At 60.5% G+C, this 11,459-nt stretch carries 10 protein-coding genes; 9 read left to right on the top strand and 1 reads right to left on the bottom strand.

Annotation, left to right across the window (positions count from 1 at the left end):
- The first annotated feature begins 43 nt into the window (after nucleotides 1–43).
- From AACY49_RS09560 to AACY49_RS09520, 9 genes are all read left to right on the top strand, one after another.
- Nucleotides 44–661 carry an NUDIX domain-containing protein gene (locus tag AACY49_RS09560; protein WP_258697847.1) on the top strand — a complete coding sequence of 206 codons (618 nt, stop codon included), beginning with the start codon at nucleotides 44–46 and terminating at the stop codon, nucleotides 659–661.
- Nucleotides 652–1,104 (top strand): DUF1249 domain-containing protein, encoded by a 453-nt coding sequence (locus AACY49_RS09555; protein WP_007939629.1) that lies wholly within the window; start codon nucleotides 652–654, stop codon nucleotides 1,102–1,104. The genes AACY49_RS09560 and AACY49_RS09555 overlap by 10 nt, the downstream gene beginning before the upstream one ends.
- A gap of 111 nt (nucleotides 1,105–1,215) precedes the next feature.
- Complete coding sequence (cpdA, locus tag AACY49_RS09550; protein WP_320394564.1) at nucleotides 1,216–2,031, top strand: 3',5'-cyclic-AMP phosphodiesterase; 816 nt, start codon at nucleotides 1,216–1,218, stop codon at nucleotides 2,029–2,031.
- 203 nt (nucleotides 2,032–2,234) lie between these two features.
- Nucleotides 2,235–2,843: a YqiA/YcfP family alpha/beta fold hydrolase gene (locus AACY49_RS09545; RefSeq protein WP_339523240.1), complete on the top strand. Its 609-nt coding sequence runs from the start codon at nucleotides 2,235–2,237 to the stop codon at nucleotides 2,841–2,843.
- Nucleotides 2,844–2,884: 41 nt separating this feature from the next.
- Complete coding sequence (gene parE / locus AACY49_RS09540) at nucleotides 2,885–4,789, top strand: DNA topoisomerase IV subunit B (RefSeq protein ID WP_258697844.1); 1,905 nt, start codon at nucleotides 2,885–2,887, stop codon at nucleotides 4,787–4,789.
- Entirely contained in the window at nucleotides 4,789–5,778 is a 990-nt protein-coding gene (locus AACY49_RS09535; RefSeq protein WP_339523238.1) for an esterase-like activity of phytase family protein, read from the top strand. Before parE ends, AACY49_RS09535 begins: the two co-directional genes overlap by 1 nt.
- Entirely contained in the window at nucleotides 5,775–6,299 is a 525-nt protein-coding gene (locus tag AACY49_RS09530; protein WP_258697842.1) for a retropepsin-like aspartic protease family protein, read from the top strand. Before AACY49_RS09535 ends, AACY49_RS09530 begins: the two co-directional genes overlap by 4 nt.
- A 7-nt stretch (nucleotides 6,300–6,306) precedes the next feature.
- Entirely contained in the window at nucleotides 6,307–8,574 is a 2,268-nt protein-coding gene (parC, locus tag AACY49_RS09525; RefSeq protein WP_258697841.1) for a DNA topoisomerase IV subunit A, read from the top strand.
- A gap of 176 nt (nucleotides 8,575–8,750) precedes the next feature.
- Nucleotides 8,751–9,464: a PqiC family protein gene (locus tag AACY49_RS09520; RefSeq protein WP_339523233.1), complete on the top strand. Its 714-nt coding sequence runs from the start codon at nucleotides 8,751–8,753 to the stop codon at nucleotides 9,462–9,464.
- A 375-nt stretch (nucleotides 9,465–9,839) separates the two neighbouring features.
- On the opposite strand, the gene AACY49_RS09515 is transcribed toward AACY49_RS09520, so the two are convergent.
- Nucleotides 9,840–11,381 carry an AhpA/YtjB family protein gene (locus AACY49_RS09515; protein ID WP_339523231.1) on the bottom strand — a complete coding sequence of 514 codons (1,542 nt, stop codon included), beginning with the start codon at nucleotides 11,379–11,381 and terminating at the stop codon, nucleotides 9,840–9,842.
- Between the last annotated feature and the right edge of the window lie 78 nt (nucleotides 11,382–11,459).

The following is an 11,459-nucleotide window of genomic DNA, read 5'->3' as shown; positions in this document are numbered from 1 at the left end:
CAAAAAGGAGCCTCGGATCGGATTTGCAGTAAAGAGGATTGTCATGACTGATTTTGCCAACGCCATTCCGACCACCGTTGATATCGTTCGGCGCGAAAAGTGCTACGAGGGCTTCTACAAGCTCGACCGCGTGCACTTGCGCCACGAATTGTTCGCCGGTGGCATGAGTCGCCAGATCAACCGTGAAGTGTTCGTGCGCCACGATGCGGTGTGCGTGCTGCCTTACGATCCACAGCGCGACGAAGTGGTGCTGATCGAGCAGTTTCGCGTCGGCGCCATGGGCAAGACCGATAATCCATGGCTGATCGAACTGGTCGCCGGTCTGATCGACAAGGATGAAATACCGGAAGAAGTTGCTCACCGCGAAGCGCAGGAGGAAGCTGGGCTTGTATTCGGGGCACTCTGGCCGATGACCAAGTATTTTCCATCGCCGGGTGGCAGTAACGAATTTGTGCATTTGTACCTGGGGCGTTGCGACAGTGCCGGGGTTGGCGGCCTGCATGGGCTGGAGGAAGAGGCAGAAGATATTCGCGTCACGGTCTGGGCCTTCGAAGATGCCCTGCAAGCCATGCGCGATGGACGTATTGCCAACGCGGCAAGCATCATTGCCTTGCAATGGCTGGCTTTGAACCGCGTGGAAGTGAGGGGGTTATGGTCGTAAACAAACTGCGCGATCGCTATCGGGTTGACCTCGTGGGGCTGCAAGCCTCCTGCGAGGCCAACTACGCGCGCCTGATGCGACTGTTGCCGGACATGCGCAACGATCCGGCGGCCCGGCGCATTGCCGTGACCCAGGGCGACCAGATGCTTGGCGTACTGGCCCTGGAAGTGCTGCAAGCCTGTCCGTACACCACCACCTTGCAAGTGCGTCAGGAACACAGCTTGCCGTGGTTGCCAGTGCCGCAACTGGAAGTGCAGGTGTACCACGACGCACGGATGGCCGAAGTCATCAGCGCCGAACATGCACGACGCTTTCGCGGCATCTATCCTTACCCGAACGCCGCGATGCATCAGCCGGATGAAAAGGCTCAGCTCAATCTGTTCCTGGGGGAATGGCTGAGTCATTGTCTGGCTTGCGGGCACGAATACGCTGTTGTGCGCTAAGAGCCCTGTGTAGTTGTGAACTGCGTCCGGTTCACAGGTTTCCTCTTTTGATTGTCCCCCAGCATAATTGCGGCATTCATCAATCCCGTGATCACGCCCTGGGAGAACGCCTTGCCGAGCGTATCCACATTGACCACCGCCGATCCGGCGTTGCTGGTGCAACTCTCCGACAGTCATCTGTTTGCCGAGGCGGACGGGACGTTGCTAGGCATGAATACCCGCGACAGCCTGCAACAAGTGATTGAGCTGGTATTGAAGCAGCAGCCGCGAATCGATCTGATGATTGCCAGTGGCGATCTGTCCCAGGACGGCACGCTGGAGTCGTACCAATTGTTTCGTGGCTTGACGCGGCAGATCGATGCACCGGGACGCTGGATTCCCGGCAATCATGACGAGCCACGGATCATGGCCGAGGCGGCCGTGCAGAGTGCGCTGCTGGAGCCGGTGGTGGACATCGGCAACTGGCGGGTTACGTTGCTCGACTCTGCCGTGCCGGGGTCGGTGCCGGGGTATTTGCAGGATGAGCAATTGCAGTTGCTGGCCCGCTCGTTGAGCGAGGCGCCGCAGCGGCATCATTTGGTGTGCTTCCATCATCATCCTGTATCGATCGGCTGTGCGTGGATGGAGCCCATCGGGCTACGCAATCCAGAGGCGTTGTTCGCAGTGCTGGATCGCTTTCCTCAAGTTCGCGCAGTGCTTTGGGGGCATGTGCATCAGGAAATTGATCAACTGCGCAATGGCGTTCGCCTGATGGCATCGCCCTCGACCTGCATTCAGTTCGAGCCGGGCAGTGACGATTTCAAGGTGAGTGAACAGGCACCGGGGTATCGGTGGTTGCGGCTGTTGCCGGATGGCCAGCTCGAGACAGGCGTTGAGCGCGTCACCGGTTTCGATTTCCAGATTGATTACGGCTCCAACGGCTACTGATTTATTTGTCATTTCCAAAGACCGAGGCGCGGCCATCGCGGGCAAGCCCGCTCCCACAGGGGATTTGTGAGCGCCTCAGACCCTTGTGGGAGCGGGCTTGCCCGCGATGGCGTCCGCAAAGACGACCCGATTTCTGCGGATATCCCCGATCTCCCCATCTCCCTGTAAACTGCGCCTCTTTACCCGACGCACAGGGCGCTCAAATGTCTGGTTCGATCCTTTATATCCACGGTTTCAACAGCGCGCCGGCGTCGAAAAAGGCCTGCCAGTTGATCAATGTGATGGAACGGCTGGGCTTGAGCGATCACTTGCGCGTGCCGGCCCTGCATCACCATCCCCGTGAGGCCATTGCTCAGCTGGAGCAGGCGATTGTGGAGCTGGGGCGGCCACTGCTGGTCGGCAGCTCACTCGGCGGCTACTATGCGACTCACCTGGCCGAGCGCCATGGCTTGAAAGCCCTGTTGATCAACCCTGCCGTCAGTCCGCACCGGATGTTCGACGGGTTTCTGGGAACGCAGAAAAACCTGTATACCAATGAGACCTGGGAATTGACCCACGACCATGTGACGGCCCTGGCCGAGCTGGAAGTGCCGGCGCCCCGGGATCCGCAGCGGTTTCAAGTGTGGTTGCAGACCGGCGACGAAACGCTGGACTATCGCCTCGCCCAGCAATATTACCGGGCCTGTGCCTTGCGCATTCAGGCCGGCGGCGACCATGGTTTCCAGGGTTTTGCCGCGCAACTGCCGACAATATTGAGTTTTGCCGACATCGGCGCAGATTTGTATCAGGCGATCGACTTCACAACACTGTGACGCTTTGCCCCTATTTCAACGAACACTGACGACGAGACCCCATGGCCACTCCCAGCGCTAGCTCTTATAACGCAGACGCCATCGAAGTCCTCTCGGGCCTCGACCCGGTGCGCAAACGCCCCGGCATGTACACCGACACCAGTCGGCCGAACCACCTCGCCCAGGAAGTCATCGACAACAGCGTCGACGAAGCCTTGGCCGGGCATGCGACGTCGGTGCAGGTCATCCTGCACGCCGATCACTCCCTGGAAGTCAGCGATGACGGCCGTGGCATGCCGGTGGACATTCACCCGGAAGAGGGCGTGTCGGGTGTCGAGCTGATCCTCACCAAGCTTCATGCGGGCGGCAAGTTTTCCAACAAGAACTACCAGTTCTCCGGCGGCTTGCACGGGGTGGGTATTTCCGTGGTCAACGCCTTGTCGACCGAAGTCCGGGTGCGCGTAAAGCGCGACGGCAACGAATACCAGATGACTTTCGCCGATGGCTACAAGAAAACCGAGCTGGAAGTGATTGGCACCGTCGGCAAGCGCAACACCGGCACCAGCGTGTTCTTCGCGCCGGACCCGAAGTACTTCGATTCACCGAAATTCTCCATCAGCCGCCTCAAGCATGTGCTCAAGGCCAAGGCCGTTTTGTGCCCTGGGCTGCTGGTCAGTTTTGAAGACAAGGCCACCGGCGAGAAAGTCGAATGGCATTACGAAGACGGCCTGCGCTCCTACCTGGTAGACGCGGTCAGCGAATTCGAACGCCTGCCGGACGAGCCGTTCTGCGGCAGCCTGGCCGGTAACAAAGAAGCGGTCGATTGGGCGCTGCTGTGGTTGCCCGAGGGTGGCGACAGCGTTCAGGAAAGCTACGTCAACCTGATCCCGACAGCCCAGGGCGGTACTCACGTCAACGGTCTGCGTCAGGGCTTGCTCGATGCCATGCGCGAGTTCTGCGAATTCCGCAGCCTGCTGCCGCGCGGCGTGAAGCTGGCGCCGGAAGATGTCTGGGAGCGTATCGCTTTCGTTCTGTCGATGAAGATGCAGGAGCCGCAATTCTCCGGTCAGACCAAAGAGCGTCTGTCATCCCGTGAAGCGGCCGCCTTCGTTTCCGGTGTGGTCAAGGATGCCTTCAGCCTGTGGCTCAACGCTCACCCGGAAACCGGCATGTTGCTGGCGGAGCTGGCGATCAACAACGCCGGCCGTCGTCTTAAGGCCAGCAAGAAAGTCGAGCGCAAGCGCATTACCCAAGGGCCGGCGCTGCCGGGCAAACTCGCCGACTGCGCCGGGCAGGACCCGATGCGTTCCGAGCTGTTCCTGGTGGAAGGTGATTCCGCCGGCGGTTCGGCCAAGCAGGCGCGGGACAAAGAGTTTCAAGCGATCCTGCCGTTGCGCGGCAAGATTCTGAACACCTGGGAAGTCGACGGCAGCGAAGTGCTGGCCAGCCAGGAAGTGCACAACATTGCCGTGGCGATTGGCGTCGACCCGGGCGCGGCGGACATGAGCCAGCTGCGTTACGGCAAGATCTGCATCCTCGCCGACGCCGACTCCGACGGTCTGCACATCGCAACCTTGCTCTGTGCCTTGTTCGTCCAGCATTTCCGCCCGCTGGTGGATGCCGGTCACGTCTACGTCGCCATGCCGCCGCTGTACCGAATCGACCTGGGCAAAGAGATTTACTACGCCCTCGACGAGGCTGAGCGCGACGGTATTCTCGATCGCCTGGTGGCCGAGAAGAAACGCGGCAAGCCGCAGGTCACTCGATTCAAAGGCCTGGGTGAAATGAACCCGCCGCAGCTGCGCGAAACCACCATGGACCCGAACACGCGGCGTCTGGTGCAACTGACGCTGGAAGATTTCGCCGCAACCTCGGAAATGATGGACATGCTGCTGGCGAAAAAACGCGCCGGCGATCGCAAGACCTGGCTGGAATCCAAAGGCAACCTGGCCGAGGTTCTGGGCTGATGCGGTTTGGCTGGGCCCTGGCGTGTGCGTTGCTGCTGACTTCGGTGACGGTTTGCGCGGAGCCTGCACCCGAGCTGCGCCTGTTGTCCGAACATGCCGTCGACGGCATGCGCGGCGGTAATCTGTCGGGGCTGGCCCAGTGTGGCAAGGAGCTGTGGACAGTTTCGGATCGCGACGATGATCAAATCTATCGTCTCGACACCCGCAACAACACCTGGCTAGCCGAAACCGTGCACATCGACGTACCTCTGGTGCCTGACAGCGGTTTGCCCTGGGGCTTGCGTTCGCGGACCTGGGTGGCGTCGTTCGTGCGGGGCGGGGATCTGGATTTCGAAGGCATCACTTGCGACAGCGCCGGCAATCGGTACGTCGTCAGCGAAGCCCACGCCGCGGTGCTGCAAGTCCCGCCAATCGGGCCGGCGTCCTGGCTGAAAATCTCGCCGATGCCGGTTCGCGAAGCGCGGGCCAGCGGCATGCTGTTGCACTTCAATGCGTTGTTCGAAGGCCTGGCGATCAATTCGGCCGGTGACACGCTGTGGCTGGCCGCCGAACGTGAGCGCCGCGGTTTGCTGCTGATCAAGCGCCAGCAAACGGTCTGGGACTGCAACGGTGGCTGTGCGCTGCTGAGTGAGGCCGGGGTGGAAATGCAGCCAGCGCAATTTCCCAAGGCCAAAGCGGTCTCCCGGGATTTTGCCGATCTGTCACTGTTCGACGGCAAGCTGTTTACCCTCGAACGCAACGCCTTTCAGGTCTGCCGCCGTGATGCGGTGACCGCCAAGGTCGAGCGTTGCTGGTCGTTTGCCGCCGAGGCCTTGCAGGAAAACCGTCGTTATTCACAGGCCTATGGGCTGGCGGAAGCGCTGGTGGTGGATGCCGACGGTGCCTGGATCGGCATTGATAACAACGACGGCGCACGTAACGACGGCGAAAAACGCCCGATTGTCTGGCGCTTTGCCGCGCCTGAAGGTGGCTGGAGTGCCAAGCCATGAGTCAGCAACCGCCGGGCAAACGCGCCGGCCGGGTGTTGATGATACTGGCATGGTGCGCCGCGCTGTTTCTGGCGACGCGGTTCTTTGGTCAGTGGGAGGAACGTCAGCAGAATCCCAACACCGTCGTCAGCTCTGAGCAGGGCGAAGGTTTTATCGAAGTGAAGCTGATCAGCAACAGCCAGGGGCATTTTGTCGCCACTGGCCAGATCAACGGCAAGGCCGTGGATTTCATGCTCGATACCGGTGCGACCGATGTGTCGATCCCGGCCGAAGTGGCCGAACGGCTGAAACTGGAAAAAGGCTTCGGGGTGACCCTGAGCACGGCCAATGGCTTGAGCGAGGGTTATCGAACCCGTCTCGACCGGCTGCAACTGGGGGGCATCGTGCTGCGTGACGTTCGCGCGCTGGTGGCGCCCGGTTTGCACGGCAATCAGGTGCTGCTCGGCATGAGCGCACTGAACAAACTTGAATTTACCCAGCGCGGTGGCACCATGCTGCTGCGCCAGACAACGAACCGATGAGGCCCGCATGAGCGACTCCCTTGATCTCAGCCTGGACGGTGTAGAACGCCGGTCACTGGCTGACTTCACCGAAAATGCCTACCTCAACTACTCCATGTACGTGATCATGGACCGTGCCCTGCCGCATATCGGCGACGGCCTGAAACCGGTACAGCGGCGCATCATCTATGCGATGAGCGAGTTGGGGCTGGACGCTGATTCCAAGCACAAGAAGTCGGCGCGTACCGTCGGTGACGTGCTCGGTAAGTTCCACCCTCACGGCGACTCGGCGTGCTATGAAGCCATGGTGCTGATGGCCCAGCCGTTCAGCTACCGCTATACGCTGGTCGACGGCCAGGGTAACTGGGGTGCGCCGGACGATCCGAAGTCCTTCGCCGCCATGCGTTACACCGAAGCGCGGCTGTCGCGTTATTCCGAAGTGCTGCTCAGCGAACTGGGCCAGGGCACCGCGGACTGGGGCCCGAACTTCGACGGCACGCTGGAAGAACCTTTGGTGTTGCCGGCCCGTTTGCCGAACATCCTGCTCAACGGCACCACCGGTATTGCCGTGGGCATGGCCACCGACGTACCGCCGCATAACCTGCGCGAAGTCGCGACCGCCTGCGTGCGCTTGCTCGATGAGCCGAAAGCCACGGTCGAGCAGCTCTGTGAACACATCCAGGGCCCGGATTACCCGACCGAAGCGGAAATCATCACGCCGCGCGCCGACCTGCTGAAAATCTACGAAACCGGCAAGGGCTCGGTGCGCATGCGCGCCGTGTACCACATTGAAGACGGCGACATCATCGTCACCGCGCTGCCGCACCAGGTGTCCGGAGCCAAGGTGCTGGAACAGATCGCGGGCATGATGCAGGCCAAGCCTTCCAAGGCTCCGCAGATCGCTGACCTGCGCGACGAGTCCGACCACGAAAACCCATGCCGCATCGTGATCATTCCCGCTGTGCGCAAAAACTTCGATCACGACGCGCTGATGCAGCACCTGTTCGCCAGCACCGAGCTGGAGTCGAGCTACCGGGTCAACATCAACATCATCGGCCTGGACGGCAAGCCGCAGCTGAAAAACCTGCGGGCCTTGCTGGTCGAGTGGCTGGAGTTCCGGGTGCAGACCGTGCGTCGTCGTCTGCAATTCCGCCTGGACAAGGTCGAGCGTCGCCTGCACCTGTTGGACGGTTTGTTGATCGCTTACCTCAATCTGGATGAAGTAATTCACATCATCCGCACCGAGGAGCACCCGAAAGCCGCACTGATCGAGCGTTTCGCCCTGAGCGAAATCCAGGCCGACTACATCCTCGATACCCGTTTGCGCCAGTTGGCGCGACTGGAAGAGATGAAACTGCGTGCCGAGCAGGATGAACTGCTCAAGGAACAAGCCAAGCTGCAAGCGCTGCTGAGCAGCGAAGCCAAGCTGAAAAAACTGGTACGCACCGAGCTGATCAAGGACGCCGAAACCTACGGCGACGACCGTCGTTCGCCGATTGTCGAGCGCGCCGAGGCCAAGGCCCTGACCGAGCACGATCTGCTGCCGAACGAGAAAGTGACGGTCGTGCTGTCGGAAAAAGGCTGGGTTCGTTCGGCCAAGGGGCACGAAATCGACGCCACCGGGCTTTCCTACAAGGCCGGGGACGGCTTCAAGGCCTTGGCGGCCGGTCGCTCCAACCAGTTTGCAGTGTTTATCGATTCCACCGGCCGCAGTTATTCGGTCGCGGCCCACACCTTGCCCTCGGCCCGTGGCCAGGGCGAGCCGCTGACCGGCCGCCTGACACCGCCGCCAGGGGCGAGTTTCGAATGCGTGCTGATGCCTGAAGACGATTCGCTGTATGTGATCGCCTCTGACGCCGGTTACGGTTTCGTGGTCAAGGGTGAAGACCTGCAAGCCAAGAACAAGGCGGGCAAGGCCCTGTTGAGCCTGCCAAACAACGCCAAAGTGATTCTGCCGCGTCCGGTGGTCGATCGTGAGCACAACTGGCTGGCCTCGGTGACCACCGAGGGTCGCCTGCTGATCTTCAAAATCAGCGATCTGCCACAATTAGGTAAAGGTAAAGGCAATAAGATCATCGGGATTTCCGGTGAACGTGTTGCCAGTCGCGAAGAATATGTCACAGACATCGCCGTTTTGCCGGAAGGTGCCACCTTGGTACTGCAGGCCGGAAAACGTACTTTGTCGCTGAAAGCGGACGACCTCGAACACTACAAAGGTGAGCGTGGGCGTCGCGGCAACAAACTGCCACGTGGCTTTCAGAGGGTGGATGCGCTGTTCGTCGAAAACCTCAATTAAGCGTCCTAGAGCGCTCGATCTACGATTTAACGCGTAGATCGACGCTTTGGCGCTGGAGTCGGAACGCATATTCACGGATGATATGGCCTTTCAAGCGCCGGCGTGGCCGAGCGTTCTTCATATTTTTTGAGTATTTTCACTGTGGTGAGCCTTGTGGCAGCCACCTGGATGGGACGATGACTGCTCTGCGCCTTCCTTTTATTTTGATGCTCGCTGGCGTTCTTGGCCTGGCGGGTTGCAGCGTGCACCAGCCAGTGTCGCTGTATCAGCTGGACAGCGGAAGTCCGGCACAGCCTGCGCAAAGCGCCGGCATGGCGGTATTGCTGGGCCCGGTAACGGTTGCTGATTATCTGCAACGCGAAACCTTGTTGCAGCGTCAGCCGGATGGCAGCCTGCAAGCGTCGGCCGATGGCCGGTGGGCGGGCAGCCTGTCGTCGGATATCGATCAGTTGTTGCTGCGTCAGGTCGCCGGTCATCTGGACAGCCAACGCGTTGTTCTGGCACCCGCGACAGTGGGCTTTACTCCGGATGTTCAGGTTCTGCTGACCATCACGCGTCTGGACTCGGGTGAGTCGCAACCGGCAATTCTTGATGCGCAATGGCGCCTGATCGACCGTCGTGGTCAGGTGCGTGATAACCGCATCATTCATCTGCAGGAACAGCACGCTGGCGGGACTGCGGCTCAGGTTCAGGCTCAAGGCGTATTGCTGCAGCGTCTGGCCGAGCAACTGTCGACAGCGCTCAAGCCACTGGCCAACCAGCCACCCATCGCCGAAGCACCCCGCAAACCGGCTGCCAAGCCTGTAGCGCCGACGGCAGAGCCGGAAAAACAACCGAAAATCCCGATGGCTTCACCGATTCGCACGGATATGGAAGTGTTCAGGTTCTAAGCCTGGATGGATTCGAAACAAGGCCCGTGTAAATGCGGGCCTTGTTGTTTCTGCAGGTTGGGGATCTGCGGTGCTGCTGCCGGCCCCATCGTGGGCAAGCCCGCTCCCACGCTGACCCCTGCGAATACAAAACCTGTGTAAGACAGAAATCCCCTGTGGGAGCGGGCTTGCCCGCGATGGGGCCGGAACAGGCAACAAAAAGCCCAGATCAAAAGATCGCAGCCTTCGGCAGCTCCAGGGACCGTGTAGACCGCGTTTGCAGGTGTATGCGAACTTTGTAGGAGCTGCCGAAGGCTGCGATCTTTTCAGACGGTCACCAAAAAGCCCGCAGACAATCACTTGCCTGCGGGCTTCTTTATAACGGGAACTGTGGTGTTACGCCCGGCGTTCGTGCATCCGTGCCAGTTGCCGCTCCAGCATCGACGGATAAGGCTCCATCAAGCGTTCTACGCAGCACGCACCCTCTGGGCTTGCGATTGGGCGGATCCGTGCACGCTGACGAATCAGCGCATCGTCGCTGATCTTGCGCTCCACCAGCAGCAGGTTGCGGCTGTGTTGCGACAGGGCCAGTGCATCCTGAGCGGTTTCAGTCAGCAGCAGGTCGATCTGGCTCAGACCGAACAACTCGTCGCCGAGGGTCAGGCCCAGCTGCAATTGCAGGGTGATGCCGCTGTCGGCGACTTCGATCTGCAACTGATGGCCCAGGGCTCGCAGCAACTCACCGCAGCAGATGGCGTTGGTCAGGTAGTCATCGCCGCTGTCTTCGGTGTGGAACAGCATCAGCGTGCTGCCATCGTTCAGGGTGTGCAGTTCGCTCTGGTAAAGCGACGCGGCCTGATCGAGGCAATCGCGGTAGCGTTTGAGCAGTTCTTCCAGGCGTGCGCGGGGCAGGCGACGCAACTGATCCTGTGCGCCCAGTTGCACCGCCAGTACCGCGCTGTGCTGAGGCACGTTCGATACCTGCGGCTTTGCGACGGGGTTTGGCGCGCTGTCTGCCGAGTCGTCACGCAGATCGGCAAACGGATCCTCGTCGTCCTCGTCGTCTTCGACCGTGCTGACAATACGCCGTGGCGCAGGCTTAAGGCCGGCGACAGGCTTGGTTTCATCGAAACTCGGATCGCGCAGGTTACGGACTTCGAAGGTTGGCTCGCTAGCGTCGGCGTCTTCGTAATCGCTGTCGTCGTATTCCGGTTCCGGTTCCGGCGCGGGCTCAGGCTCGGCCGGCTCCGGCGCGAAATTGGCGTGCAGCTGACGAGCCAAATCACCGATTTCATCCTGGCGCCCGGTGGCCGGGGTGTATTCGTCGATATTGCGCAGCCACACTCGTAATTGCAGCAGTGGCGTAGAAATATGCCGGCCCAGACGCAGACTCAAGGCCAGGGACAGCGCCAGCAGTATCGCACTCAGAATGCCCATGCTTTGCAGGCTGATGGTCATCGGCTGCTGGAACTGATCCATGTCCAGGCTGATGCGCAGTTGCCCGGCGGTCACGTCCTGGAAGGTGATCTTGCTCTGGTACATGCCCTCGGCTTCGCCCAGCAGGCTATGCTTGGGACGCTGACCGGCTTCGGCGAGGATGCGGTTATCCACGCTGTAGATGGCGGCATGGGCCACCAGTTTGTTCTTGGTCAGGTTGTTGAGCAGCACGTTCAGGCTGAGGATGTCGTTGGACACCAACAGCTCCGTGGCCGACGTAGCGGTCTGGGTGGTCAGGCTTTCGCCCAGGGCATCCGCCTGCTCATGCATGGCCTGCTTGAACTGCAAACCCATCACGCAGGCATAGATCACCAGGGCCAGAGCGACCAGGATCACGTTATGGCTGGCAATGCGCAATGCAATCGGTACACGGCGATGACGCAGTGCCCGGAAGATCAGCAGAAAGAAGTTATCGGTTTTTACTGGCGTGGGCCGGTTCACTTGAGCTCGGCTCTTTGTCCGTGAAGTTGACGCGCAGTATAGCGACAGGCCTTGGACCGTCAAAGCGCTCGCGGTGCC

It is taken from the genome of Pseudomonas sp. EL_65y_Pfl2_R96 (assembly GCF_963970905.1).
Taxonomy (GTDB): Bacteria; Pseudomonadota; Gammaproteobacteria; order Pseudomonadales; family Pseudomonadaceae; genus Aquipseudomonas.
Note: the sequence above shows the minus strand (reverse complement) of the source record. Positions and strands in the feature narration are given on the sequence as shown.

Excerpts from the sequence above, each read along its gene's own strand:
- AACY49_RS09560 (WP_258697847.1), top strand. The coding sequence starts at position 44 with ATGACTGATTTTGCCAACGCCATTCCGACCACCGTTGATATCGTTCGG.
- AACY49_RS09555 (WP_007939629.1), top strand. The coding sequence starts at position 652 with ATGGTCGTAAACAAACTGCGCGATCGCTATCGGGTTGACCTCGTGGGG.
- AACY49_RS09545 (WP_339523240.1), top strand. The coding sequence starts at position 2,235 with ATGTCTGGTTCGATCCTTTATATCCACGGTTTCAACAGCGCGCCGGCG.
- parE (WP_258697844.1), top strand. The coding sequence starts at position 2,885 with ATGGCCACTCCCAGCGCTAGCTCTTATAACGCAGACGCCATCGAAGTC.
- AACY49_RS09535 (WP_339523238.1), top strand. The coding sequence starts at position 4,789 with ATGCGGTTTGGCTGGGCCCTGGCGTGTGCGTTGCTGCTGACTTCGGTG.
- AACY49_RS09530 (WP_258697842.1), top strand. The coding sequence starts at position 5,775 with ATGAGTCAGCAACCGCCGGGCAAACGCGCCGGCCGGGTGTTGATGATA.
- parC (WP_258697841.1), top strand. The coding sequence starts at position 6,307 with ATGAGCGACTCCCTTGATCTCAGCCTGGACGGTGTAGAACGCCGGTCA.
- AACY49_RS09520 (WP_339523233.1), top strand. The coding sequence starts at position 8,751 with ATGACTGCTCTGCGCCTTCCTTTTATTTTGATGCTCGCTGGCGTTCTT.